This is a genomic window from Variovorax humicola, from assembly GCF_037889915.1.
Lineage (GTDB): Bacteria > Pseudomonadota > Gammaproteobacteria > Burkholderiales > Burkholderiaceae_C > Variovorax > Variovorax humicola.
In genome coordinates, this window is sequence record NZ_JBBKZV010000049.1 from 1 (window position 1) to 24,408 (window position 24,408).

A 24,408-nucleotide genomic window follows, 5' to 3' on the forward strand; every position below is an offset into this window, starting at 1 on the left:
CCATCACGAGCTTGCGGTTGCGTATCGGCGCGCTGCTGGCTCGTAACCTGCCCCGGTGTCCCTGTTGCCTACGGTACCAGCGGGAGTAATTTAAATAACACAGTAAGACTAGCTCGACTGGCCGCAACTGCGCGAGATTGTCCGCTCGCTGATTGGCGTCGTGGCCAGGAACCGTGAGGTCGTGTTCAAGCGGGGCACGACCGACAAGATCACCACGAGATGGCTACGGAAGCTCATTCTTGTGAAAGCGGTGGTCGCAGGTTGTCGACGCGCTTCCACATCCGCGCAGCTGGAGCGAGGGAGGTGTTGCAGTTCAGCCTTGAAGCTGCCCCGGAGAAAGGTCCTCGAATTCCCTGGGCCCCTCTCTCGATGGTGGTGGATGCGGCAGGTCAAGAGCCGGACGGATCGAAGGTGATGCCTTGCGTCTTCACGGTGTCTTGCATCCGCTCGAGCGAGTTGCGGATCTCCGCGCCGAACTCCGCCGGCGTGGTGGACGTGGGTTCGGAACCGGTAAGCCGCACGCGATCTCGTACTTCGGGCATGGCCATGACCTTCACGGTCACCTCATTGAGGCGCCTGACGATGGCAGGCGGCAGGTTGGCCGGACCGACCAGGCCGTACCAGACGGCATTGTTGATCGACTTGAAGCCCAGTTCTGCATAGGTGGGCACGCTCGGCAGCGACGGCAATCGGGTGTCCCATGCGACGGCGACCGGACGCAGCCGCTGCGCCTGGATCGAGGGTAGGGAGCCCGGTAGGCTGTCGAAGAACATCTCCACGTGCCCGCCGATGACGTCGGTCAGCGCAAGGCCGGATCCTCGGTACGGCACATGCGTCAGGTCGGAACCCGTGAGCGAGGTGAACATGGCGCCCGTCAGGTGATGCACGCCGCAGGTGCCGCCCGTCGCATAGCGCACTTTGCCGGGGTTCTTCTTGATGTAGGCCAGCAGCTCCGGCATGTCCCGCACAGGCACCGAGGTGTTGACGGTCAGCACGTTGGGCGTGCGCGCAAGGTTGCTGATGGGCGTGAAGTCTTTCACCGCGTTGTAGACGCCCTTTGGATTGCATGCGATGTTGGCCGCATGCGTGCCGACCGTCGCAATGCCAAGCGTGTAGCCGTCCGCAGCGGCGTGTGCCAACGCGACAGAGCCGATACTGCCGCCGCCGCCGGCGCGGTTGTCGACGACGACCGGCTGTCCGAGTTCCTTGCTGGCAGCATCGGCCCAGATGCGTCCAACGATGTCGGTGGCACCGCCCGGGCTGAAGGGGACGATGAGCTTGATCGGTTTGGTGGGATAGGTCTGCGCCGTCGCGGCAATGGCCAGTGATGCTGCCGCAACGAAAGTGAGGAACGGGCGAACGAAGTGCATGGGTTTTTCTTTCAACTTGTTGAATGGGCTGGAAGGGAGGGATGGCCGCGTGCGCCGTCGACGGCGTCGCTCGCTGCAGCCATCAGAGGAAGCCGATCGACAGCCATGGGAATGCGGCGATCACCACCAGTGCCACGATCAGAGCCCCGAGGTAAGGCCAGATCCGTTTCATCGCGCGATCCGGATCGACCTTGCCGATCGCACAGGCCGCGTAGTAGCCGACGCCGATGGGCGGCGCAAAGAGCCCCAGTCCCATCGAGAAGATCACGACCATCGCGTAGTGGACTTCATGCACGCCCAAGGCGCGCGCCACCGGGAACAACAAGGGTCCGAACAACACGATCGCCGGTATGCCTTCGAGAAAGCTGCCGAGCAGCACGAACGCGATGGCGGAGACGATCAGGAAGCCCGTCTTGCCGCCGCCGAGCGCCGTCATCAGGTGCGCGACGTGTGCCGAGAAGCCCGACTGCGTCAGCGCCCAGGCCATCGCCGTGGCGCAGCCGATGATGATCAGGATGGCGCCTGACAGCGACGCCGCTTCCACCAGGATCGGATAGAGACGCTTCCAGTCGAACTCGCGGTAGACCAGCGTGCCAACGATGAAGGTGTAGGCCACGCCGATCGCCGACACCTCGGTGGCGGTGGCCACGCCTTCGACCACGGCTGCCCGGATCACGAACGGCAGGATGACGGCAGGCAGGGCAAATGTCAGCGCCCTGCCGATTTCCTTCGGCGTGGCCTTGCGAACGCCCTCCAGGCTCTGACGGCGCGATTTCATGAAGATCACGGCCACCATGGCCAGCGCACCGATCACCGCCGGCATGAAGCCGCCCGTGAACAATGCCGCGATCGACACGCCCGTCACCGATCCGATCGTTATCAGCACGAGGCTCGGCGGAATGGTTTCGGACATCGCGCCCGACGCGGCAAGCATCGACACCAGTTCGCCTTCGTCCTCCCCACGATTCTTCATTTCGGGGAATAGCGCCGGCGCGACCGCGGCCATGTCGGCCACCTTCGAGCCGGAGATGCCCGACACCAGGTACATCGCGCCGACCAGCACATAGGACAGGCCACCCCGCACGTGACCGATCAACGACGCGAGGAAGCGGATCATCGCGCGGGCCATGCCCATCGCCTCGATCAGCGCGCCGAGCAGCACGAACAGTGGCACGGCGAGCAGGATGATGCCGGACATGCCCTCGTCCATGCGACTGACCACGATGAGCAGCGGCGCCTGGGTTGCACTGGCGAGATAGGCCAGCGTCGACAGCCCGAAGGCCACCATGATCGGCACGCCGATCGCGACCAGCGTGGCTACGCCGATCACCAGGAACAGCACCAGGTTGAAGGTGCCCAGCGCGGCCAGCAAGGGCCGTGCGAAGTAGAGGACTGCAGCAAGGCCGGCAACGATCGCGATCGACTTGGCCGCATCGCGCGGCGCGGCACGCTCAGTCAATCGGAGGGCCGCAATCGCGAGCATGAGCGCCGCGCCCACCACGATTGACATCACGCGGAAGGTGTTCGGGATGCCGAGCGCCGGCGTGGTGATCGCCCATTCTTCCTGGGCGTATTCCCAAGCCGGGCCGATCAGCAACAGCACGAAAGCGACCGTGATGACGTCCGTCAAGGTGTTGCACAGCGCGCGTGCGCCCGGCGCCATGCGCGCAACGAACGTCGTCAGGCGCATGTGCTCGCCGCGCTGCAGCGCGATCACCGCGCCGATCATCGCCAGCCAGATGAAGAGCAAAGACGCAAGCTCATCGCCCCACACCAGCGGATCGTGCAGCGCATAGCGGAAGACGACGTTGGTGAGCAGCAGGCTCACCTCGGCCACCATCAGGCACACAGCGAGCAGTTCGGTACTCCATTGGATTGCGGACTCGAGGCGCTGTGCGGCGCGGGCGATGGCGTTGGTGCGGATCGGCGTGGCGGCGCTAGCCGGCGTGCCGTCGTGCAGCGTGGTGGTCATGAGTTTTGTCCTGAATCGGGTCAGGCCAGAGTCCCGGCGTACTTTTCCAGGATCGTCCAGGCTTCCTTGCCGTACTTCTTGTTCCACTCGGCATAGAAGCCGGCTTTTTGCAGCGCGGCGCGGAACGGGGCCGTGTCGACCTTGTTGAACGTCAGGCCCTTGTCGGTGAGTTGTGCTTGCAGCTTGGTGTTGAGCGCGACCAGGTCGGCGCGCTCGTTGACGCCGGCTGCATTCAGGTGCTTGGCCAACACGTTCTGGACGTCCTTGGGCAGCTTGTTCCAGCCGCGGGCATTCGCAAGGAACCAGTAGTTGCTCCAGATGTGCCCCGTGAGCGAGCAATACTTCTGCACTTCATAGAGCCGCACGGCGTCGATCAGGGCAAGCGGGTTTTCCTGGCCCTCGACGACCTTCGTCTGCAGAGCCGAATAGACCTCGCTGAAGTTGATGCTGGCCGGCGCCGCATCGAGCGACTTGAACAAGGACGTCCAGAGCGGGCTTACCGGCACGCGGATCTTCATGCCCTTCAGATCGGCCGGCGTGTTCACCGGCTTGTTGGACGTCGTGACGTGGCGGAAGCCGTTGTCCCAGCTCTTTTCCATCGCGATCAGACCGGCCTTGGAGATCCCCTCGCGGATGTGCGCGCCCAAGTCACCGTCCATCGCGGCCCAGACCTGGTCGTAGTCCTTGAACGCAAAGCCGACGCTGCAGATCGACGCAACAGGCACCAGCGTGGAAAGCACATCCCCGCCCAGCGTCATGAAGTCGATCGCGCCGGCGCGCACTTGCGAGAGCATGTCGGTGTCGCTGCCCATCTGGCCGCTTGGGAAGATCTGCAGGTCGACCGCCCCTTGCGTATCGCGCTTGATGGCCTCCGATGCCTCCTTGGCCCGGATGTTCATCGGATGACTCAGTGGCAGGTTGTTCGCGTACTTCAGGGTGAACTTGGCGTTCTGTGCAAAGACCGGACCGGCTGTCAGAAGGCCGGTGCCAATGAGTGGCACGGTGCCGAGCACTTGGATGAATGAACGGCGTGGAAGAAGTTCTTGCATGGCGGTTGTGTCTCTGTGGTCAAGATTAATGTGTATTCAAATGGTAGTGTAAGTGTCTACACTTTAATGTCAATAGCGAACAAGTCATCAGATATTGCATGCATACTAGGGATTTCCATTAGCGGAAAGGCTCAGTGGCACGTTTCAGGATTGAGCAGGTTCGCCGCGGGCCGCCCAGCGAAGTGAGACTCGACGCCGTCCAGCGCCGTCATCCCCATCGCCGTTCGGACTTCAGTCGTTGCGCTGCCAATGTGGGGCAGCAGCGTGGCGTGGGGCAGGTCGAGCCAGCGCGGGTCGATGCGGGGCTCGTTGCGGTAGACGTCGAACCCGATGGCGCCGACTCGGCCCTCATGAACGGCCGCGAACAGCGCGGGTTCGTCGACGAGATCGCCGCGCGCGACGTTCACCACCATCGCGCCGCGCGGCAGGCAAGCCACGCGCCGCGCATCGACGGCGTTGCGCAGTTCGGGGGTGGAGGGCGCGCAAATGCACAGAACGTCGCTCTGCGCCAGCATGCCTTCGAGGGTGTCGTGGAAGACGGCACCAGCTTCCCGCTCGGCCGGCAGACGCGAGCGGTTGTGATAGTGCAGCTGCATGCCGAAGGCCAAGGCCCGCCTCGCAATCGCCTGCCCGATGCGGCCCATGCCGAAAATTCCGAGCCGCTGGTCCTGCAGCGAGCGGCCCAGCATCGAGGTCGGAGCCCATGGGCCCCAGCGGCCCTCGCGCAAGGTGCGCTCTGCCGACGTCGTGTCGCGCGCAGCCGCAAGGATCAGGAACAGCGCGAGGTCGGCCACCGACTCGGTGAGCACGTCGGGCGTGTTGAAGACCGGGAGCCGGCGCGCGGTCGCGGCGGCGAGGTCGATGTGGTCGAAGCCGACCGAATAGGTCGCGAGCACCTGCACGCTGCGCGGAAGCGCGCCAATGCATGCCGCGTCGAGCTTGTCGCCCGGCATGACAAGCACCGCGTCGTGCCCTTGAGCTTCGCCTGCGAGTCGCGCCCCGATCGGGGTGGGCTCGCGCCAGAGCGTGACGTCGAAAGACGCCTCTGCACGGTCAATGACTTTTTGCGGCGGAACGCCGGTGATCAGCAGCCGGCGGCGCGGCGTGGCGATGGTTTGGTCAGATGAGTTCATGGAATATTAGTCAGAAGCGGCTCGTGTCCGCGAACCAGATGAGCAGCGGGCACAGCACGAAGAAGACAGCTGTCGACACCAGCACCGCGCCGGCCGCCTCGTCGCCATGGCTGCTGTAACGCTGCACATAGATCGAACTCACCACGGCAACGGGCATCGCAAGCTGCAGCGTCAATACGCCGGCAACCAGCGGCGGCAGCCGCAACGCTTGCACCACCAACGCTCCGGCGAGAACGCCCACCACGAGTCGGATCGCACCGAGCAGCGCACCCTGGCGGATGCCCGCACGCGACACGCTCGCCAGCGCATAGCCCAGGCTCAACAGCATCAGCGGGACGGCGAGCGAGCCAACCAGGCGTGCGCTTTCGATAACGGGATCGGGCAGCTTGACGCCGGAAGTGCGAAATGCCACCGCAAGCAGACAGGCCACGATTACGCCCTTGGGCCAGCGTGGCGCGCGATCGACGCCACGGCTGGTGACCCAGACACCCAGCGTGTGCTGTATCACCGAGTTGATCGCGAAGAACGCGAGGGCGACAGCCAACCCGCTGTCGCCGAACGCCAATTGCGCTATCGGCAGGCCCAGGTTGCCCGCGTTGGGAAAGGTGGCCGCCGGTCCCAGCGTGGTGGCAGGCATCTTCATGCTGCGCAGCGCGACGCCACTGAGCACCGCCGCGGCGGCGAGTCCGAGTAGCGAGGCGGCGCCAGCCTCCAACAACTGCGTGCCGTCGAGCCGCGTCGTCATCAGCGTGTAGAACACCAGCGCCGGCGTGCTGACCACCGTAGCCAGGGTGGCAACGAACTCGGCCGGGTAGGCCTTCTTCTTGATCGCCCATGCCGCACCCACGGCTGCACAACAGATGACGGGCAGCAGCAGCGTGGCGAGGCGCAGGTAGATTTCCAGCCAGGCGCCGCCCCTCATGCCGGGTGCCGCGCCCCTTCGCGCGCACCGTCGCCCAGGGCGTGCTGCGCTTCACTCAGCAGCATGTCCGCGGCGCGCTCGGCGATCATCAGCACCGTTGCGTTGGTGTTGGTCGAGGTCATCGTCGGCATGATCGAGCCGTCGATCACCCGAAGGCGCTGGATACCGTACACGCGCAGTTCAGCATCGACGACGGCGCCCTCGGCGGGGTCGGCGCCCATGCGGCAAGTGCCGACGCCGTGGTAGACGGTCGAGCCGTTGTCGCGTGCATATTGCAGCAAGGCGTCATCGCTGTCGGCTTGCGGGCCAGGTACCGTCTCGCCGACAACGTAGGGCGCGAGAGAAGGCTGCTTCGCCAGTGCGCGTCCGATGCGCAGGCCGGCGATCGTCGTCTGCCGGTCCAGTTCGCTGCTGAGGTAGAGCGGTGCGATGGCCGGCGCCTGGCTGCGGTCGCTCGACACCACATGCACGTGGCCGCGGCTCTCGGGGCGCATCTGCCACACGCCGAACGACAAGCCCGGCTCATTCTCGAGTTCGCCAATGCGTCCTTCCTTGAAGCTTCCGGGCGCGATCACGAACTGCACGTCAGGACGATCGACCAGCCCCGACGACGCGAACGCGCCGATCACGGCGGCGCTGTAGGTCAGGATGCCACCACCTGCCACCACGTACTTCGCGACTTCCCTCGCGAGTGCGGCACCGTGCGATCGCTCGTTGGCGGTCGCGATGCCCTTGATGCGAAAGCACAGGCGCGTCACGTAGTGGTCTTGCAAGTTGTTGCCGACACCGGGTAGCGCGACTTGCGTGCGAATGCCCGCGTTGTCAAGGACGCCGGGGTCGCCGATGCCGCTCATTTCCAGGAGGCGTGGCGTACCGATGACGCCCGCGCTCAAGATGACTTCGCGGCGCGCCTTGACTGCCACCACGTCGCCGGTGGCACTCTGGCATTCGACGCCAGTCACCGTGCGCGAGGCGCCCTCGCCTTCCATGGTCACGCGCGTCACGTGCAGGTCGGTGTGCACGCTCAGGTTGGGGCGCGAGGCGGCAGGCCACAGGTAGCCACGCGCAGCACTCGACCGCACACGGCCGTGACGCGTCTGCTGGTAGTACCAGATCGAAGGACCTCGCGTGGTGGCGTTGGGATCGTCGATCATGTCGAGCCCCAGTTCCTGGCCGGCCTTGATCACTTCGGCGCAAACCGCGGGTGGCGACGACACGCGTGTGACCTGGATCGGGCCGTCGCTGCCGCGGCGCGGGTCGCTGCCGTCCTGCCATGTCTCCGAGCGGCTGTAGTAAGGCAGGCAGTTGGCAAAGTTCCAGCCAACGGCGCCACCCGCTTCCCAGGCGTCGATGTCGGCTGCAAACGGTCGCACATAGAGCAGCCCATTGATCGAGCTTGAACCGCCCAGGCCCCGGCCGCGCGGGAACAGGATCTCGCGGTCGCTCGCCTGCGCCTCGGGCGCAGTCTTGTAGTTCCAGGTGATGCTCGGATGGTCGAGCAGCCGCAGGAAGCCGGCCGGGATGTGGATCATCGGATGACGATCCGGGCCACCGGCCTCGATCAGCATCACCTTGTACTTGCCGTTCGCCGACAACCTGTTCGCGAGCACGCAGCCGGCAGTGCCGGCCCCGACGATCACGTAGTCGGCAACGATCTCCTCACGGGTCGCGCTCATGACCTCACCCCGCCACTGCCGGTGCGACCAGATCCTGGTCCACGTCGTCCATGCGACTGCCCTTGACGACGCCCTTGCTCAGCAGCGCGTCGATCTCGCTGCCCGAGAAGCCATGCTCGCGCAGCACTTCTTCGCTGTGCTGGCCCAGCACCGGCGGCGGCCGGCGCATCTGCACCGGCGTGCCATGCAGATTGAGGGGGTTGGCCAGGTTGGTCATCGGGCCGGCCACCGGATGCTCGAGGTGCAACACCGCGCCGGTGTGCCTGATCTGCGGATCGGTCGTCAGCGCGGTGTGATAGTCCTGTACTGCCGCGCAAGGCACGTCCGCCTTGGACAGTGTCTTGACCCAATGGGCAGCGGGCTGCGTGGCGAAGATATCTTCGAGGATCGCGTCAATCAGATGCCGGTTGGCCGTGCGCTGCGTGTTGTTGATGAAGCGCGGGTCGCTCAGCAGGTCGGTGCGGTCGAGCACGCGGCAAAGGTTGGTCCAGAACTTTTCGGTGAAACAGGCAGCGAAGAAATACTTGCCGTCGGAGCCTTCGTAGTTGCGGTACGGAACCATCGTCGGATGGCCGCTGCCCAGCCGCGACGGCGCCTTGCCGCTGCGAATGGTTTCGCCGTCGCGCGGGATGGTGCTGAACAGCGCCGCGCCCAGCAGCGAGGTGTCGATGCGCTGGCCTTCACCAGTGCGCTGGCGGTGCAGCAGCGCAGTGGTGATGCCGAGCGCCATCATCGCGGCCGCGCCGAAGTCGGGCAGCGGCGCGCCCAGGCGCACCGGCAAGCCTCCGGCTTCGCCCGTCATGTCCATCAGACCGGCGACCGCCTGCACGATCGGGTCGTTGGCCGGCCATGCCGCATACGGTCCGCTCTGCCCGAACGCAGAGGCGCTCGCATAGATGATCTGCGGGTTGATCGCGCGCACGGCATCGTAGCCAATGCCCAAGCGGTCGACCGTACCGGGACGGAAGTTCTCGACGATCACGTCGGCTGTTTTCGCCAGGCGCAGGAACACCGCCTTGCCCTGCGCCGACTTCAGGTCGAGTCGCAGGCTGCGCTTGTTCCGGTTCTGCGACATGAACTGCACGCTCTCGCCGTTGACGAACTGGTTGCCGAGGTCGCGGGCCAGGTCACCGCGTGCGGGCTCTTCGACCTTGATCACGTCGGCACCCAGGTCACCAAGCAGCATGGTACCGACCGGGCCGGCGGTCATCACGCTGAGGTCGAGGATGGTGTAGCCGCTCAGCGGCATGGGCTTCTTTTGTTCGGGCATGGTTGTCTCTGGTTGCGTCGTTCGTCGGTTGTGCGTTTCGTCAGTCGGCGGTCGCGTAAGCCAGCGGTTCGAAGCGGCTGGTTCCGTCTTCGCTGCGGGTTTGCACGAAAGCGTGGCCGTAGGCCGCGTCGTTGCGTTCGAGGTGGTCGGTGCGCAGGTGGCCACTGCGCGTCTCGCGCCGGGCCAGGCAGGCCTCGACGATGACCGCAGCAGTGGTGGCCATGTTCTGGAGTGTCAGCACGTCATTCAGCGTCGCGGGCGTGGCACCGCCGCCCGAAGCGAGCGAGGCATCGATGTCGCGCGCCACCTGCAGCGCTTGCGTGAGGCCGGCCTCGTTCTTCTCGACCAGGGCATGGCGTTGCATGGCGGCCTGAAGCTGCCGCGCGCTGCCGGCCACGTCGATGCCGGCGTTGGGCGCCAGTGCATTGCGCAGTCGTTGCACGACGGCGTCGGCCGCCACGATTCCAGGCGCCTGGCCGCTGCCGACGGCGTCACGCCCTGCGGCATCGCCGGCGCGGTGGCCGAACACCTGCCCCTCGGCCAGCGAGTTGCCGCCCGGCCGGTCGGGGCCGCGCACGCCGCCCGCGAGTTCGCCGATCACGTGCACGCCAGGGATGGTCGAGCGCGCATCGGCATCGACCATGCGAACGCCGCCGTTGAGGCACTGGAACGCGATCCCGACGTCCATCAGGTCGCGCTGCGGATCGACGCCGTTGGCTTTCATCCAGCGCATCGTGTTGGGGATGGTCGCCTCCAGCTTGTCGGCGGGCACGTGCGCGAGCGAGAAATTGATGGTGCCGCGTTCGTTGCCACGCCCGGCCGCGATCTCGGAGGCGATCGAGATGTCGACGTAGCGCGAGACATTGCTCACGGTGAACGGGAAGACCTTCTCGTCCATCACTTCCTCTTGGCTGACGCCCCGCGGCAGGTAATCCGGCAGGAACTCGTGGCCTTGCGCATTCGTCATGCGCGGATGCAGCACGAAGCACGACTTGGAGAAGAGTTGCACGTACGGGTGCACGAGTGCAGGCCCGAACTGGTGAAACTCCATGTTGACCAGCTCGGCCCCGGCGCGGTACAGCACGGCCTGGCCGTCGCCCGTCATCTCGCCCGTCGACACCTGCTGGGAGAACAGGCCATGGGCGCCGCCGGTGCCGAGCACCACCGACTTCGCATGCACGACCAGCCAGCTGCAGGCTGTTGCATCGTAGGCCAGCACGCCGGCCGCGCGGCCTTGCGCATCGAGCAGCAGGTCGACCAGACCGGCCGGCGCGCGCACCTTCACGCCGCGCGCCACCGCCTGTTCGGTCAGCGCCGCGACGAAGGCCTTGCCCGTCTTTCCCGACACGCCGAGCGCGCGCGCGTAGCTGCCGAAGTCGCTCTGGATCAGCTTGTAATCAGTCGTGTGGCCCAGCGGCACCTTGTCGACAGCAGCGCGGTCGAAGGCCACGCCGTAGTCGATCAGATCGGCGATGCGCTTCGGCGCGTCCTCGGCGAGCACGCGCACCAAGTCGCGGTCGATGAATCCGCTGGCCGCGGCCATGGTGTCGCGGTAGTGCACTTCGGGGCTGTCACCCGCGGCGCCGTAGCCCGATGCGCCCATGCTCATGATCTCGCTGGCGCCATGCACTGTGCTGCCGCCGGTGCCGAGCGGCGCCTTGGCCAGCACCAGCACTTCGGCACCCGTCAGCCGTGCCGACAGGGCCGCGCGCGATGCCGCGCCGCCGCCGCCCACCACCACCACGTCAGTGTGCAGTTCCTCGACGGCAAGGCCCAGGCTCTTCAGTTGTCCAACGATGTTGTTGCTCATTCCTGTGCTCATGCTTTCAAGGCGCGCCCGACGATGTTGCGCTGGATCTGGTTGGTGCCGCCGAAGATCTGAAACAGCTTCGACTCGCGATAGTGGCGCTGCATGGCGTACTCCATCGCGTAGCCGTTGGCACCCATGATCTGGAGGCCGTCGGTCGCGACCTTCACATACACGTCCGAGGCGAAATACTTCGCCTGAGACGACTCGGCGTCGCAAGGCTGGCCCTCGACCAGCAGCTTGGCCGCGCGATAGGCCATCATCCGTGCCGCATCGACCTGCGTCTGCATGTCGACCAGCATGTGCGAGACCGCCTGGAAGTCGAAAATCGGCTGGCCGAACTGCTTGCGTTCGAGCGCATACCAACGCGCCAGGTCGACCGCCGCCTGCGCCGCGCCGGCACACATCGCCGACAGCGCCACGCGTTCCTTTGCGAGCACCGCGGTGAGGCGCTTCCAGCCCATGTGCAGTTCGCCGACCACGAGCTGCTTCGGCACGCGAACGCCAACGTAGTTCACCTCGCAGGTGCGGATCGCGCTGCCGCCCAGCAGGTCGATCGGACGGATGTCCAGGCCCGGCGTGTCGGTCGGCACCAGGAAGAGACTGATGCCGTCGTGCTTCCTTGCTTCCTTGTCGGTGCGCACGGCAGTCAGGATGTACTTGGCCTGCATTGCACCGGTGATCCACATCTTGGTGCCGTCAATGACGAAGTCGTCGCCATCGGCTACGGCTCGCGTGGTGAGCGACGCGGCGTCGGAGCCAGAGCCGTTCTCGCTCAGGGCGAAGGCCAGCCAGCCTTCGCCGTTGGCCAACGCCGGAAGGACGTCTGCCTTGATTTCCTCGCTCGCAAAGCGCGCGACCGCGCCACCGACCATGTTGATGTTGGCGTTCCAGAAGCGGCTGAGTGCCACGCTGTAGTAGGCCGCGACTTCGAGGAATGCCGTCATGTCCATGTAGTCGCCGATGCCGCCATGGACCTCGGGCAACGTGAGCGCAAACCAGCCCTGCTCGACGCCGACGTCGATCAGCTCTTGTGGGAATCGCTTTTCCTCGTCGCACTTGCCGATGTAGTCGGGACTGGCATGCTTGGAGAGCACGCGATTGACGCTGCGGCGGAATTCGAACTGTTCGTCGCTCAGATACGGGCGCAAGTCCGGGCGCTCGATCATGGCCAGGGTGTGGGCTGGATTCATTGTGTCTCGGTTGGATGTGTTGTAGCCAGGCCGCCTCAGGCGACGGCCGCCGTTTGCTCGGAAAGGTCGATGCTGCGCAGCGTCGATGAGCGGCTGCGCGCGCCGGCCATGAGAAACGCCAGATCGGAGCCGCTGAGAATCAGTCGCGCGCCCTTCTGGATGTATTCAGCCATCAGCGCCTCGTCATAGACGCCGCCGACGCCGCATGCCTTGCCGTGTTTCCTGCACGCTGCGAACACGGCGTCGAGCGTGGCCTTGACGCTCGGATGACCGAGCTGGCCCGCGACGCCGAGCTCGGCCGCCATGTCGGTACAGCCGACCAGCAGCACGTCGATGCCCGGCACGGCGGCGATCGCGTCCACGTTGTCGCGGCCCTCGACCGTCTCGATCATCGCCACCACCAGCGTTTCTGCGTTGATCAGCGACACGGTCTCGGTCACTGGCAGCGCCATGAAGCGGGTCTGCGGCAAGCTACCGGGAATCGAGCGATTGCCCAACGGCGTGAAGCGGCAGAAATTCACCACCGCGCGCGCCTGCTCTTGGGTGCTCACGTGCGGAATCACGATGCCCTGTGCACCGGTGTCGAGCAGACGTGTGCTGTGGAAGGCTTCGTGCGCGGGCACGCGGATCATCGGCGTGATGCCGACGCCGAGCGCCGCCTGGCAGATCTGCGCGGCAGTGTCGACGCTCATGGAGTTGTGCTCCATGTCGATGAACAGCCAGTCGAAATCGCAGCTGCTGGCAATCTGCGCGATGTCGGCGGTACGGGCCTGGCGCAGGCCCATGCCGAGCGCGAGCTCGCCGTTGAGGATGCGCCGCTTGGCGTGGTTGGCGATGACTTTCATGGGGTTGTCTCCTGTAAGGGTCCCGAGGGGTTCGGTGTGGTTGCTACTCGGCGTCCGCCGGCATGGCGACGTTGACGAACTTGGTGTCGAGGTAATCGCGGATGGCGTGCGGGCCGCCTTCGCGTCCATAGCCGCTGTCCTTCGAACCGCCGAAGGGCGTCTCGGCGGTGGAGGCGACGAAGGTATTGACGCCGATCACCCCCGCTTCGAGGCGATCGACGGTCGCATGCGTCTTCGCCAGCGAGCGCGTGAAGACGTAGGCAGCCAGCGCGAACGGCAGGCGGTTGGCTTCCGCAGCCACTTCATCCAGCGTCGAAAAGGTGGCGAGCGTGCCGATCGGCCCGAAAGGTTCGTCGTTGAGCACCGCGGCATCGGGCTGCAGGCGCGTGAGCCAGGTCGGCTCGTAGAAGTAACCGCGCTCCATGGTGCTCGGGCGCGTTCCGCCCGACAGCACGCGGGCGCCGCCGGATACGGCCTCGTCGACCATCTTCTCGACCGCGTCGCGGCGCCGCGAGGTGGTCAGCGGGCCGAGGTCGGTGGCGTCGTCGAGCGGCGAGCCCAGGCGCAGTGCGCGGGTTGCAGCGACCAGCTTCTGCTCGACCTCACGAGCGATGGATTCGTGCACGTAGAAGCGCGTCGGAGAGGCGCACACCTGACCGGCATTGCGGAACTTGCCCGGCGCCGCGAGTGCGGCAAAGGCGTCGATATCGGCGTCGGCATGAACGATGACCGGCGCGTGGCCGCCGAGTTCCATGCTGACGCGCTTCAGCGTGACGGCCGATTGCGCGACGATCTGCCGGCCGATGGGCACCGAGCCGGTGAAACTCACTTTGGCGACGCGGGCGTCGTTCATGATGGTCGGCGTGACGTCCCCCGGACGGCCGATCACCAGGTTGATCGCCCCCGCGGGAAAGCCTGCATCCTCGAAGCATTTGATGAGCGCCATCGTCGCGCCGGCTGCTTCACTCGAAGGACGAATCACCAGCGTGTTGCCTGCGGCCAGCGCCGGCGCCATCTTGCGTGCCAGCAGCAGCAGCGGGAAGTTCCACGGCACGAAGGCCGCGACCACTCCGAGCGGCTCCATGTGAACCAGGTAGCGATCGCCCTTCACCCGGCTTTCGTAGCTCATGCCGAACACGCGGCGCGCCTCGTCGGCAAACCAGTCGACCGATTCGGACGAGGCCTTGGCTTCACCGACGGCCTGGCGCACCGGCTTGCCGGTTTCCAGTGCCACCAGGCGGCCGAGCGCCTCGGCGCGCTCGTCAATCAACGTCGCCGCACGGCGTAGCAGCCTGGAGCGGTTCCAGGCCGTCAATGCCCGCATCGCACCACGCGCCGACCACGCGGCTTCGATGGCTTCAGTGACCTGCGCCGCGCCGGCGGGCGTCATCTCGCCCAGCGCGACCTCGGTCGACGGGTTGACGACGACGCTCGCGTTTTCGCTGCCCGGACACCAGGCGCCGCCGATGAATTGACCGTGGGATGAGTAGAAGTCTTGTAGTTCCATGACATAAATTGTCGGCGCTTTTCGTCAATGTGTCAACACTTTAACTTGTTGTGCGCGCATACTAGCCTTGTTTGCGGAGGCGTTGTAGACTTCAGAAAACTTCCATAAGCACCATGAGCAAAGTCGTCCTACGAGATGCAGACGCGATCGCCACCCGTCTTGACGAGATACAGGATCAGGTGAAGCGAATGATTGCGGCCGGAACCCTGCGGCCCGGGGAACGTGTCAACGAACAGGCGTTGGCAGCTCAGCTCGGCGTAGGGCGCAACTCGGCGCGCGAGGCCCTGCGGTCCCTCGAACGCAGCGGCCTGATACGCATCGTCCCCAACCGTGGCGCGGAGGTGCGCAGGGTGTCGCTCGAGGCAGCGCTCGATCTGTATGACGTGCGCGCCGGCATCGCGCGCACCGCCGGCCGGCTTGCCGCGAGCCGACTCGAAACTGCGGAGGAAACGCGCTTGATGGAGTTGATGGATCAGATGGAAGCCGCCTTGAAGGCACGCGACGGCGTCCTTTATCAGAAACTCAACGCCTCCTTTCACGATCACCTGATGGCCATCACCAAGAACCCGCGCTTGATCGACCTCAATTCCACGATCGAAACCGAGCTGAGCCTCTACCTTCGCAAGGGCGTCTACACGATGGCGCAGATGCAGCTGTCGCATGCCGAGCATTCGCAGCTCGTAGATGCATTGCGCAACGGCAAAGTCATGGAAGCGGCCAACCTTTTCGAAAGCCACATCCTGACCGGCAAGCAGCGCATGCTCGACACGGTGAACCATTCATCCGCGGCAGTAGCATGACGACGACCGGCGCCTGGACCGCGCTCTCGGTACGTCATGACGCCACGAGCGCGGTGCGCCACGTCGCCATCGACAATCCGCCCCTCGGCGTCTTGAATCAGATCGTCCGGCGCGAGCTGGGCGACTTTTTTCTGAATGCGCAGGAAGAGCGACGCGTGCGGTGCGTGGTTTTCGGCAGCGGCGAGCGCAATTTCTGCGCCGGCGCCGACCTGCGCGAGTACGCGATGCGCTTCGATGCCGATGTAGCGCGGGTGCATGTCGCCAACGCGCACCGCATGGTCCTGGCGCTGGTCGAACTCGATACGCCGAGCATCGCATCGATCCGCGGCGCCTGCATGGGCGGCGGCCTCGAACTGGCGATGGGCTGCAGCTACCGGATTGCCGCGCAAAGTGCGACCCTGGCGCTGCCGGAGGTCAACAGGGGCGCATGGCCTGGCACGGGCGGCACGGTGCTGATGGCACGACTGCTGGGGCCGTCGCTGACCAAGCGACTGCTTTTTACCGGCGAAACGCTCGATGCGTCGACTGCGCGCGACATGGGCCTGGTCGACGAAGTTGTCGGCGACGATGTACTCGAAGCCCGCACACAGGCGCTGGCCGCGCAAATTGCCGCGCAACCGCGCACTTCGATCCAGACCATGGCACGACTGGTCGACCGGGACTTCCGTTCTCTGTTTCGGGCGCACCTGCAATACGAGGCCGAATGCTTCGTTCAGGCCTATCAGTTGCCCGCCGCGCGCGAGGGCTACGAGGCCTTTTTCGAAAAACGGACGCCGCGCTGGCAGCAAGTCTGAGCCTCCATTGACCGAGGCGAGGGGAAATCGCGGCCACGTCCTTGCCGCATGCATAGGCCGCCGCTCGCTGTCCCGGATGGCGCGCAGGTTGCGCCCGAAGCTCGACTTCAGCAGTGCGGTGGTGACCGCGATGACCGCCAGCAGGCAGGCGAGCGCCAGCGCAAGTGCTATGAAGGAGACCGAGTCCGTCCATTGCGGCGGAAACCGCAGCAGGCAAGGCTCTCGGCCATCCGCAGCAGCCCGGCGCAGGCCGCGCCCCGCAGGCTGGCCACGCCACCCACGATCGTGGCCGCCATGCTGATCAGCATGACGTGATGGCCGATGGCCGGGCTGAGGTCGGACGAGGCCGAGGTCTGGATCGCGGCCCCGGATTGCCAGCACGGGGATAAGTCGCGCTTTGCACCGACCGCGAGCGGATGCTTGTCCTTGCCCGCCAGTGGCTGTACGACCACCGTGGACAGCCTAGCCCGCATCCGGCGCTCGGTGTCGTACATGACCCAGCTCGTCAACGACTTGCTGGCGCTTGCGCAGGTGGGCAATGCGCCCTTCGAACGCGCCGAGATCGACCTGTCGCAGCTGTGCGAGGAGATCGTGGCGAATCTGCGTCTCGCGTCCCCGGAACGCCAGGTGACCGTCGAGGTCTCGCCCGGCCTGCACTGCAATGTCGATGCCAGCCTGATGCGCGCCGCCATGGAAAACCTGATCGGCAACGCGTGGAAATACTCGGCGCGGGTTGCGCACGCACGCATCGAGATTGGCACGATGGCCGTCGATGGGCGAGAGGTCTTCTTCGTGCGCGATAACGGCGCCGGCTTCGACATGACACAGGCGCATCGCCTCTTTGCGCCGTTCGAGCGGCTTCACGCGCCGAACGAGTTCGACGGCACAGGCGTGGGCCTCGCCGCCGCGCAACGCATCATCGAGCGCCACGGCGGCCACATCTGGGCCGAGGGCGCGACGGGGCACGGCGCCACGTTCTTCTTCACGATGCCGTAGCGGCGCGGCCGGCGCAGACTCGGCCAGGGCCCTCCGTACGCCAAGCCATACCCGAGGTTCATTGCTTGTCTGCGGCGCGCCCGAGATACAGCATTTCGGTCACCTTCCACGCGCGCGGCGCTGCGTCGAGTGGTGTCGGCAACGGCCGGTCGCTGTCGACGAATGCGCTGCCTCAAACAACCGCCATGTGGTTCCGAGGCTTGAGGGTCACGATGGCTGGATCGGCATGAAAGAGGTGATGCCGATAGCGCACGAAAAACTTGAACGCGTAGGGCTGGATCGCGGCTGACTCGGTCGACATCACGACGAACCCAATCGCGCGAAGCATGTCGCTAAACACAACGTCGCGCGGCGGCAGATAGAGCCCGCCCCACTTGTCAATCGCGTCGCGCTCAATCCGGCGGATGCGCGAGGTGCGTGCACCGCTGATCGCCGCCATCACCGCGTACTCCGCAGTCAGCGGAGCGCGAAGGTCGTGCAGGACGCAATGGAGCATGGGGGGATCATTTTCGGCGAGACAAGACTTCGGCAGATCCCGGTGGCGGCCTCTGATGCTGCGCTCGAACTGTTTTGTTGGCCAGCCGGGCGTCTCGTACGTCACCTTTGCCCGCAGATGGGATGAATCCGTTGCTGCTGGACGCGGGGCTGGAAATGGGATCAGGGGGCGCCCAGTTCTCGCTGGTGCCGTCCCTTGAGCGCGACGAAGCCGTAGTCGAGTGCCTGCTCATAGTCCGTGAAGCGTTCCACTGCTTCGGCGACACATTTGGAGGGATGGCCGGCATGTCGTTCCACCAGCCTCCAGGTGAATTCGGCGGGCGCGAGTTGTTCGACGGTAACGGCCAATGCCGGCATGGACCATTTCGGAATGCCGTCGCTGCGTTTCATTTGAGGCATGCAGAAATGGTAGCGCTTTTGGTTACGTTAGGGATGCGGTGCCTCGTCCAAACGGAACCGGCCCGCGTCCCGGGATTGGATGGAGGGACAGGTCTTCAATGCGGCCGTTGACTTCGGCGCCCTGCACGGCGTCTAGCTTTTCTCATGTCCCGCAGGAGGCGCGCCGAGAATGCGACGGAGGTGAATACGCCCGGCCTCCCCTTCAGACGTTCGCGTTCAGGCAGGCGATCGCGTCGGCGGCGTTTGTGAAAGCGGGGCTCACGCGCCCGGCGGCGATGTCGTCATCAGCCTCGCGCTCCAGCGTCGCCCAGCGGGCGCCTTCGACGACGTCAAAGACCTCGCCCAACGCTGCGACCAGCTAGCGCTCACGCTAGCGGATACGCGATCTCGGGCTCACCCGCGCCTCCAGCTGCAAAAAGGTCATACGCAAGCCGCGGATCACCTGCTGCAGCTGTTTCAACTCCGCGACTGCACGGGAGTTGAAAGAGGCAGACGGGATGTAGTACAAAATAGTTACTTGGTGGGTTTTAAGGCAGATTATCGTGGAGGAGCAACTGGACGAATTGCACCGAAATCTTGCGTTCTGGCACGCGGCCGTGGTGACCGCGCGCGAAGTGCTGATCGAGGCGCTGGGCGCCCGAATGTGCGGTAGCGGCGACGGGCCTTCCCCGGAAGACATCAAGGCGTTCGAGATGGCCAGTCAAGAGGAAGCAAGTGCCAAAACGAAGCTTGAGAGCTTTCTAGTCGTTGCGCGCTCCAAAGAAGCAATTGAGCGGGCACGCGGTTCTGGATCCGCCCGAAGCGCTCGTCCCGGGGAGAGCTGACGGCAACGCAGTCCATGGTCCGGCTCGAAGTTGTCGAGGCCGACCAGGGCTGTACTCTGGCACGCACGAAGGCCGGCGCACGAAGGTCTGCGGCAGGCCGACTTACCGCTGCGCTCAGGCCCCTCGGCCCGGCACGGTCCGAACTACGAATGGGGCCGCTTCCGGGACGGCAAGGTCGTGCAACGCGTGTTCCACGGCTGGATCTCTGCCTCAAGGCACGAGAGGCCGAAGGTCTGCCGCCCCCGACATCGGAGTGCTGACGTGCGAGCGCCCGCTGTTGCCACGCGGCATCCACAGACGCGGCACGCACTGGCGGGCCGGCACTCGACGATGGCGTGACCACTCGGTCGATTGGCGAGACCGTTCCCGCACACGCGCCGACCTTTCGTCTCATGACGCTGTCGGTGAACAGCTGCCCCGGCGAAAGTGCAGTCATCGAAGACATCCCGTCGTCGATGCACCCCGAAGGAACGCCACCATGAACGACATCCAGCAAGTCTCCTGCAACTGCAACACCTGTCCCGGCACAGGCTGTAGCTGTGGCTGCCAGCAAACCGCCCAGCAGACCGCTGGCACCTGCAGCCCGCAATGCCAGTGCGGCACGCAATGCGAATGCGGTTCGCAGTGCCGATGCGGTGCCACCGCCAATTGCGCCTAATCCTGAGCCGGTTTGCATCCGGCACGACGCCGGCGGCCGCCGCCACACTGCCGCCAGCATCCTGACCTTGCGGGACGTTGCCGCCCGCTTCCACACGAAGGAACCTGTCTATGAGCAGCTTTGTCCTAGCTTATGTCGGCGGCATTGTCGGCGCCGTTCTGATGGACATCACCGAGACGCTCGCCGGCCGGGTGGGCCTGACGAGCGGCGTCAACGTCGCCCTGCTCGGCCGCTGGGCGCTGGGCCTGCTGCGCGGGCAATGGGCGCATGTCGACATCGCATGCTCCCCGGCGCGGCCGGGCGAAGTGCGGATGGGCTGGGCGTTCCACTTTCTCATCGGCGGCGGCGGGGTCGCGCTGCTATATGCGGCCTTCGTCCATGCCGCGGGCTTCGACGTACCCATCGATCACCTCTGGGGTGGTGTGATATTCGGTGCGGCAACTTCGCTGCTGCCCTGGCTGCTGCTGCTGCCGGCCTTCGGCTGGGGCTGGTTCGGGCAGCACGGGCCGCGAGGGACCAACGCCCTGTTGGCCAGCACGGTCGCGCACATCCCCTACGGGCTGGGCATCGGGGTCGTGATGGCCCTGGGCTCAAGCCACTAGCGGCTTGGCAGTGCACCGCGCCGGCTCTAGAGTAGAGCCGGCTGCCTCACACTCTCGCAGCACCACTGCCCGCCATGTACCTGTCGTCGCCCCCCAACGCCGAGCTGTGGCCCGACACGCTGAAGGGCGTGCTTCGGGCCGTCGCCGTCGCCACCGTCTTCTGGGCCCTCGCTGCGACGCTGTTGCACTTGCTGTCCCCTGGGCTCGATACCTGGCCCCGGCTGCTGACGTTCTCCGAGTGCGTGGGGCTGACGATGGTGGCGTGCGTGCTGCTGCTGCGGCGAACCCGAGCCTTCTCCCGATTCAGACCGTTGACACGCTGGATCCTCACCGGCGTCATCGCCATTCCGACCGGCTACTTCGTGGGCCACCAGTTCGCCTTCCTGCTGCTGGGCGAACCGTTGCGCATGGTTGGGTACCTGGGTGTCAGCCTGATCCCGATCATCTTCACCATGCTGGTGGGTGGCCTGGGCTTGCACTCCTATGCGACGCGCGAGCAGCTCGCGCAGGAAGCCGCCGCCCGCTCCGAAGCGCAACGCCTGGCGGTCGAGTCACAGTTGCGGCTGCTGCGGGCGCAACTGGAACCGCACATGCTCTTCAACACGCTGGCCAATCTGCGCTCGCTGCTGCGCGAAGACGTCGACCGCGCCGAGTCGATGATCGACCAGCTGATCGTGTACCTGCGCAGCGCGCTGGCCGCGTCGCAGACCGAGTCGGTCGCCCTCAGCCGGGAATTCGCGCAACTGCGCGCGTATCTGGACATCATGGCGCTGCGCATGGGGCCGCGCCTGTCCTTCCGCTTGGAACTTCCGGCCGACCTGGAGGCCACGCAGGTCCCGCCCATGTTGCTACAGCCGCTGGTGGAGAACGCGATCAAGCATGGGCTGGAGCCTAAGGTCGGCTCAGGCAGCATCGAGGTGGTCGCGCGCGCAATCACCGCGGGCATCGAGATCCGCATCAACGACAGTGGCCTCGGGCTCCCCGCGGACGAGGAAGAAGAACCGGCCGCCCGTCCGGCCGGCACCAGCTATGGTCTGCAGCACGTGCGCGACCGGCTTCAGGCGGTCTACGGCCCAGCCGCGCGGCTCAGCCTCGAACGGCGTCAACCGAACGGTGTGAGCGCCGTCGTGTTTATCCCCATCTGACTCGGCGCACGCCGAGTTCGCCAATCACCGTTGACATCGACCTGTCGAGAAAGTCCGCCATGGCCCTGGCTACCGCACCCACTGCCGTCATCGCCGAGGACGAACCGGTCCTTGCGCGCACCTTGACGCGCCTGTTGGAACAGGTGTGGCCCGAGCTTCGCATCATCGGCGTCGCGGAAGACGGTCTGCGCGCGACGGAGCTGGGGCTGGCGCATGCCCCTGACGTGATGTTCCTGGACATCAAGATGCCCGGTCGCACCGGTCTGGAGGTAGCCGAAGCCGTGGCCGACGACTGGCCCGACGACCGGGCCGAGCCGCTCTTCGTGTTCATCACGGCTTACGACAGCTTCGCAGTGCCGGCCTTCGAGCGCGCTGCGATCGACTACCTGCTCAAGCCCGCCACAGCCGAGCGTCTGCAGCAGACCGTGGAGCGGCTGAAGGCGCGGCTGGCTGGGCGCGCCGCGTCGCCCGATGCTGGCAACCGGGCCGCGCTGATGCAGCGGATGCAGTCGATCGCGGCACCGCAAACCGAACCGAGCGAGCGCATCAAGGTCATCCGTGCCGGCTTAGGCAACACCGTGCGCATGATCCCGGTCGCCGATGTGGTCTGCTTCGAGGCGACGGAGAAGTACGTGAACGTCGTGACCCCATCCGGTGAGGCGCTGGTGCGCATGAGCATGCGCGAGTTGATGGTACGCATCGACTCGCCCGACTTCATCCAGGTGCACCGCAGCGTAATGGTCAATGCGAACGCCATCCTGAGCGCCACGCGTGACGAAAACGGGCACTACAGCCTGGCCGTGCGCGGCTTGCAGCGGCCATTGAAGGTGAGCCGCGCGTTCGGCCACCTCTTCCGGCCGATGTAGGTTGCAGGCTGGGATGTCGCCACCGGCGTGACGCCGGGGCGTGAGCCTCAGGGCCGCTCGAGAGCGAGAGGCCGGACGCGCAAGTCCAGAGCGGCCACCGCCTGCACGAGGTAATGCTCATCGATGCTCTTGGTCTGCGGCCGGCTGTGTCGACGAGCAGCTGCAACAAGTTCTTCATGGGTGGGTCCTTTCACGGTTAAGGGCTCGGGCCCCGATGAGGCGGTGTTCAACGCCCAGATGCAGAAGCACCACTACCTGGCCTACTCCCAGCCCGTGGGCGAGCACCTGAAGTACATGGTCTTCGTCGGGGGACGGCCGATCGCGTACATGGCGTGGAGCTCGGCGCCGCGTCACCTGGGCAGCCGCGACCGCTTCATCGGCTGGGACAAGCAGGCGCGGCTGAAGAACATCGCGCTGCTGGCCTACAACACGAGATTTTTGATCTTGCCCTGGGTGAAAGTGCCACACCTGGCCTCGCACCTGCTGGGGCGCATTGCCCGACGGCTGTCGGCCGATTGGCAGTCGGCGTACGGGCACCCGATTACTTCCTGGAGACCTTCATCGATCCGAAGCGCTTTCGCGGCACGTGCTACCGCGCGGCGAACTGGACTCGATGGGCGTGACGACGGGCGCGGCAAGGACGCCCCCGACGTACGAGCCGACCCGCTCGATCAAGCAGGTGCTGGGCTACCCGCTGGTCAAGAACTTCCGCCAGCGGCTGTCGCATGTGCAGGCGGCCGCGTGAAGGAGCCCGAATTCGTCACTGCGACCCAGCAGGAACTCGACGAGATTCTGTTGCGGGCCAAGCCGGCATTGTTAGAGCAGCAATATCGCCTGCTCGAGGGGGTGCTCACCACCTTCGTGTTCGAGATGCTCAAGCTGCAGCACGCGAAGACCACCAGTGCACGCAGGTGAGCATCACTTCCAGCGGGTAATGCTTCCGCTTGATCACCTTGCACAGCGCATCGATCACGTCTTCGTCCCGTCCTCAGTCTCGCATCAGCTTACCAGTGCCGGCTACTGCGACAGGACCTCCTTCAGCACCTCTTCGGTGGCTTTGTCCTCGAGGCTTGCGCCTCGGGGACCTTTTCTGAAGCGGAGGGGGACTCGAATTTCGCCGCCGGGGGCTCTTGGAGGCGAAGACGTGGCCAGCTGATGCGGCCCCTTGCCGCACTCTCTCAGGGGCACATTTTTGACGGCCTCACCCGACCAATGTCGGATTGCGCCGGGCCTCGTCGATGCGTCGCTGTCTGACGACCCCAATGCAGCGCGAATGCGTAGCGTTCTGCGGCTCGGCACATTGCCTGTTGAGGCACATCGCTCGCAGCAGAAACATCTCGCTGTTGCAGGAGGCGGTGGGGTCCGTTGCGCTGGGCGCAGCGGAGCGTGGGATCCTCCACCGAGGCGCTTGCGGCGGCGGGGTCGGGCTGGCGGCGCGGGTGGGGGCCACAACGGGCATCCGTTGTTTATCCGCGCGCGCCATGACGATTTCCTTGTTGGGGTTGGCCGTAACGCCCACACCACCCGGGCTTTCCGGCTTGCGCGTCTTGGCAAGGCTCGTCGTCTGTGTCAGCTCCGCTCGCCCATCCGGCAACGCGCTCACCGCCACAACCGCCGACGCCGGCGACGGCTGATCACCGCGATGTAACGTATACCACCCAACGAAGCCAACAAACAGCGCGAGCGGTATTGCGAGCATCCAAAGCAGCATGTTCGCGAGTTCGCGGCGTACGTGGCCGCCCGCTCCGACAGGGAGACGGGTAGGCGTTACACCCGTTGGCGTGCTGGGCGGGTTCCTCGCAACGACTGACTGATCCCAATAGATGGCGGGCAGCTTGCTCGCGCAGGCTGCGCAGTGCGATGCGCTTCGATGATTCAGGGTTCGACAGAAAGTGCACTTTGCAAGGGCTGTCCTCTCGCCTCGCCACAACAACTCCAGCATGACGCCGAGTTCGCTGAATTCAACGGTAGGCAGCGGGCCAATGTTGTTCGTGGGCGATGCATTCATGACGACTCCAGTTCGGCATCGAGGAGCGCTCAGCGTGGCCGGCGCCGATGAACCCCCTATCAGCGCCGAGAGACTGT

24 protein-coding genes are annotated in these 24,408 nt (G+C 65.5%); 8 read left to right on the top strand and 16 right to left on the bottom strand.

The genetic code is table 11. From position 1 onward, the window contains the following. Positions 1–389 precede the first annotated feature (389 nt). The 11 genes from WKW80_RS34425 to WKW80_RS34475 all read right to left on the bottom strand — a co-directional run bounded on the left by WKW80_RS34425 (position 390) and on the right by WKW80_RS34475 (position 14,744). Complete coding sequence (locus WKW80_RS34425; RefSeq protein ID WP_340368065.1) at positions 390–1,370, bottom strand: Bug family tripartite tricarboxylate transporter substrate binding protein; 981 nt, start codon at positions 1,368–1,370, stop codon at positions 390–392. An 82-nt stretch (positions 1,371–1,452) separates the two neighbouring features. Then, the gene (locus tag WKW80_RS34430) at positions 1,453–3,342 is read right to left on the bottom strand and encodes a TRAP transporter large permease (RefSeq protein WP_340368066.1); all 1,890 of its coding nucleotides are present in this window, start codon (positions 3,340–3,342) and stop codon (positions 1,453–1,455) included. Positions 3,343–3,362: 20 nt separating this feature from the next. Beyond that, positions 3,363–4,391 (bottom strand): TRAP transporter substrate-binding protein, encoded by a 1,029-nt coding sequence (locus tag WKW80_RS34435; protein WP_340368067.1) that lies wholly within the window; start codon positions 4,389–4,391, stop codon positions 3,363–3,365. 131 nt (positions 4,392–4,522) lie between these two features. After that, a complete protein-coding gene (locus tag WKW80_RS34440) occupies positions 4,523–5,524 on the bottom strand; it encodes a 2-hydroxyacid dehydrogenase (RefSeq protein WP_340368068.1) in 1,002 nt (333 codons plus the stop codon). A 10-nt stretch (positions 5,525–5,534) separates the two neighbouring features. Then, the gene (locus tag WKW80_RS34445; RefSeq protein WP_340368069.1) at positions 5,535–6,446 is read right to left on the bottom strand and encodes an AEC family transporter; all 912 of its coding nucleotides are present in this window, start codon (positions 6,444–6,446) and stop codon (positions 5,535–5,537) included. Beyond that, a complete protein-coding gene (locus tag WKW80_RS34450) occupies positions 6,443–8,122 on the bottom strand; it encodes a GMC family oxidoreductase (RefSeq protein ID WP_340368070.1) in 1,680 nt (559 codons plus the stop codon). Before WKW80_RS34450 ends, WKW80_RS34445 begins: the two co-directional genes overlap by 4 nt. Positions 8,123–8,126: 4 nt before the next feature. Next, positions 8,127–9,392, bottom strand: a complete 1,266-nt coding sequence (locus tag WKW80_RS34455; protein ID WP_340368071.1) for a CaiB/BaiF CoA transferase family protein — start codon at positions 9,390–9,392, stop codon at positions 8,127–8,129. Between the two features lie 40 nt (positions 9,393–9,432). Further along, positions 9,433–11,202, bottom strand: a complete 1,770-nt coding sequence (locus WKW80_RS34460; RefSeq protein WP_340368072.1) for an FAD-binding protein — start codon at positions 11,200–11,202, stop codon at positions 9,433–9,435. 8 nt (positions 11,203–11,210) lie between these two features. Next, positions 11,211–12,392 (bottom strand): acyl-CoA dehydrogenase family protein, encoded by a 1,182-nt coding sequence (locus WKW80_RS34465; protein ID WP_340368073.1) that lies wholly within the window; start codon positions 12,390–12,392, stop codon positions 11,211–11,213. A 35-nt stretch (positions 12,393–12,427) separates the two neighbouring features. After that, on the bottom strand, positions 12,428–13,237 hold the full coding sequence (locus WKW80_RS34470; protein WP_340368074.1) for an HpcH/HpaI aldolase family protein: 810 nt from the start codon (positions 13,235–13,237) through the stop codon (positions 12,428–12,430). Between the two features lie 43 nt (positions 13,238–13,280). Beyond that, positions 13,281–14,744 carry an NAD-dependent succinate-semialdehyde dehydrogenase gene (locus WKW80_RS34475; protein ID WP_340368075.1) on the bottom strand — a complete coding sequence of 488 codons (1,464 nt, stop codon included), beginning with the start codon at positions 14,742–14,744 and terminating at the stop codon, positions 13,281–13,283. A gap of 113 nt (positions 14,745–14,857) precedes the next feature. Here WKW80_RS34475 and WKW80_RS34480 point away from each other — a divergent pair, with 113 nt between their 5' ends. Together WKW80_RS34480 and WKW80_RS34485 are read left to right on the top strand one after the other, a co-directional pair. Then, the gene (locus WKW80_RS34480) at positions 14,858–15,544 is read left to right on the top strand and encodes a GntR family transcriptional regulator (RefSeq protein WP_340368076.1); all 687 of its coding nucleotides are present in this window, start codon (positions 14,858–14,860) and stop codon (positions 15,542–15,544) included. Then, positions 15,541–16,338, top strand: coding sequence for an enoyl-CoA hydratase/isomerase family protein (locus WKW80_RS34485; RefSeq protein WP_340368077.1), 798 nt, complete (start codon positions 15,541–15,543; stop codon positions 16,336–16,338). The genes WKW80_RS34480 and WKW80_RS34485 overlap by 4 nt, the downstream gene beginning before the upstream one ends. A gap of 167 nt (positions 16,339–16,505) precedes the next feature. On the opposite strand, the gene WKW80_RS34490 is transcribed toward WKW80_RS34485, so the two are convergent. Further along, entirely contained in the window at positions 16,506–16,832 is a 327-nt protein-coding gene (locus WKW80_RS34490; protein WP_340368078.1) for a hypothetical protein, read from the bottom strand. Between WKW80_RS34490 and WKW80_RS34495 the strand changes: the two genes are divergently transcribed. Beyond that, positions 16,831–17,334 carry a sensor histidine kinase gene (locus WKW80_RS34495; RefSeq protein WP_340368079.1) on the top strand — a complete coding sequence of 168 codons (504 nt, stop codon included), beginning with the start codon at positions 16,831–16,833 and terminating at the stop codon, positions 17,332–17,334. The genes WKW80_RS34490 and WKW80_RS34495 overlap by 2 nt on opposite strands. Positions 17,335–17,506: 172 nt before the next feature. Here WKW80_RS34495 and WKW80_RS34500 read toward each other — a convergent pair whose 3' ends face one another. From WKW80_RS34500 to WKW80_RS34510, 3 genes are all read right to left on the bottom strand, one after another. Beyond that, positions 17,507–17,935: a hypothetical protein gene (locus WKW80_RS34500; protein WP_340368080.1), complete on the bottom strand. Its 429-nt coding sequence runs from the start codon at positions 17,933–17,935 to the stop codon at positions 17,507–17,509. A 56-nt stretch (positions 17,936–17,991) separates the two neighbouring features. Next, positions 17,992–18,219 carry a hypothetical protein gene (locus WKW80_RS34505; RefSeq protein WP_340368081.1) on the bottom strand — a complete coding sequence of 76 codons (228 nt, stop codon included), beginning with the start codon at positions 18,217–18,219 and terminating at the stop codon, positions 17,992–17,994. 211 nt (positions 18,220–18,430) lie between these two features. Then, complete coding sequence (locus WKW80_RS34510; RefSeq protein ID WP_340368082.1) at positions 18,431–18,574, bottom strand: hypothetical protein; 144 nt, start codon at positions 18,572–18,574, stop codon at positions 18,431–18,433. A gap of 196 nt (positions 18,575–18,770) precedes the next feature. Between WKW80_RS34510 and WKW80_RS34515 the strand changes: the two genes are divergently transcribed. The 5 genes from WKW80_RS34515 to WKW80_RS34535 all read left to right on the top strand — a co-directional run bounded on the left by WKW80_RS34515 (position 18,771) and on the right by WKW80_RS34535 (position 23,238). Further along, on the top strand, positions 18,771–19,052 hold the full coding sequence (locus tag WKW80_RS34515) for a hypothetical protein (RefSeq protein WP_340368083.1): 282 nt from the start codon (positions 18,771–18,773) through the stop codon (positions 19,050–19,052). 768 nt (positions 19,053–19,820) lie between these two features. Next, the gene (locus WKW80_RS34520) at positions 19,821–20,312 is read left to right on the top strand and encodes a DUF2938 family protein (RefSeq protein WP_340368084.1); all 492 of its coding nucleotides are present in this window, start codon (positions 19,821–19,823) and stop codon (positions 20,310–20,312) included. A gap of 74 nt (positions 20,313–20,386) precedes the next feature. Beyond that, on the top strand, positions 20,387–21,457 hold the full coding sequence (locus WKW80_RS34525; protein WP_340368085.1) for a sensor histidine kinase: 1,071 nt from the start codon (positions 20,387–20,389) through the stop codon (positions 21,455–21,457). A 59-nt stretch (positions 21,458–21,516) separates the two neighbouring features. Then, complete coding sequence (locus WKW80_RS34530) at positions 21,517–22,323, top strand: LytR/AlgR family response regulator transcription factor (protein WP_340368086.1); 807 nt, start codon at positions 21,517–21,519, stop codon at positions 22,321–22,323. 222 nt (positions 22,324–22,545) lie between these two features. Next, a complete protein-coding gene (locus WKW80_RS34535) occupies positions 22,546–23,238 on the top strand; it encodes a Druantia anti-phage system protein DruA (RefSeq protein WP_340368087.1) in 693 nt (230 codons plus the stop codon). 286 nt (positions 23,239–23,524) lie between these two features. Here WKW80_RS34535 and WKW80_RS34540 read toward each other — a convergent pair whose 3' ends face one another. Beyond that, entirely contained in the window at positions 23,525–24,331 is an 807-nt protein-coding gene (locus WKW80_RS34540; protein ID WP_340368088.1) for a hypothetical protein, read from the bottom strand. Positions 24,332–24,408: the final 77 nt, after the last annotated feature.

Coding starts and splice junctions, on each gene's coding strand:
- WKW80_RS34425 (WP_340368065.1), bottom strand. CDS start 1,370: ATGCACTTCGTTCGCCCGTTCCTCACTTTCGTTGCGGCAGCATCACTG.
- WKW80_RS34430 (WP_340368066.1), bottom strand. CDS start 3,342: ATGACCACCACGCTGCACGACGGCACGCCGGCTAGCGCCGCCACGCCG.
- WKW80_RS34435 (WP_340368067.1), bottom strand. CDS start 4,391: ATGCAAGAACTTCTTCCACGCCGTTCATTCATCCAAGTGCTCGGCACC.
- WKW80_RS34440 (WP_340368068.1), bottom strand. CDS start 5,524: ATGAACTCATCTGACCAAACCATCGCCACGCCGCGCCGCCGGCTGCTG.
- WKW80_RS34445 (WP_340368069.1), bottom strand. CDS start 6,446: ATGAGGGGCGGCGCCTGGCTGGAAATCTACCTGCGCCTCGCCACGCTG.
- WKW80_RS34450 (WP_340368070.1), bottom strand. CDS start 8,122: ATGAGCGCGACCCGTGAGGAGATCGTTGCCGACTACGTGATCGTCGGG.
- WKW80_RS34455 (WP_340368071.1), bottom strand. CDS start 9,392: ATGCCCGAACAAAAGAAGCCCATGCCGCTGAGCGGCTACACCATCCTC.
- WKW80_RS34460 (WP_340368072.1), bottom strand. CDS start 11,202: ATGAGCAACAACATCGTTGGACAACTGAAGAGCCTGGGCCTTGCCGTC.
- WKW80_RS34465 (WP_340368073.1), bottom strand. CDS start 12,392: ATGAATCCAGCCCACACCCTGGCCATGATCGAGCGCCCGGACTTGCGC.
- WKW80_RS34470 (WP_340368074.1), bottom strand. CDS start 13,237: ATGAAAGTCATCGCCAACCACGCCAAGCGGCGCATCCTCAACGGCGAG.
- WKW80_RS34475 (WP_340368075.1), bottom strand. CDS start 14,744: ATGGAACTACAAGACTTCTACTCATCCCACGGTCAATTCATCGGCGGC.
- WKW80_RS34480 (WP_340368076.1), top strand. CDS start 14,858: ATGAGCAAAGTCGTCCTACGAGATGCAGACGCGATCGCCACCCGTCTT.
- WKW80_RS34485 (WP_340368077.1), top strand. CDS start 15,541: ATGACGACGACCGGCGCCTGGACCGCGCTCTCGGTACGTCATGACGCC.
- WKW80_RS34495 (WP_340368079.1), top strand. CDS start 16,831: ATGACCCAGCTCGTCAACGACTTGCTGGCGCTTGCGCAGGTGGGCAAT.
- WKW80_RS34490 (WP_340368078.1), bottom strand. CDS start 16,832: ATGTACGACACCGAGCGCCGGATGCGGGCTAGGCTGTCCACGGTGGTC.
- WKW80_RS34505 (WP_340368081.1), bottom strand. CDS start 18,219: ATGAAACGCAGCGACGGCATTCCGAAATGGTCCATGCCGGCATTGGCC.
- WKW80_RS34520 (WP_340368084.1), top strand. CDS start 19,821: ATGAGCAGCTTTGTCCTAGCTTATGTCGGCGGCATTGTCGGCGCCGTT.
- WKW80_RS34525 (WP_340368085.1), top strand. CDS start 20,387: ATGTACCTGTCGTCGCCCCCCAACGCCGAGCTGTGGCCCGACACGCTG.
- WKW80_RS34530 (WP_340368086.1), top strand. CDS start 21,517: ATGGCCCTGGCTACCGCACCCACTGCCGTCATCGCCGAGGACGAACCG.
- WKW80_RS34540 (WP_340368088.1), bottom strand. CDS start 24,331: ATGAATGCATCGCCCACGAACAACATTGGCCCGCTGCCTACCGTTGAA.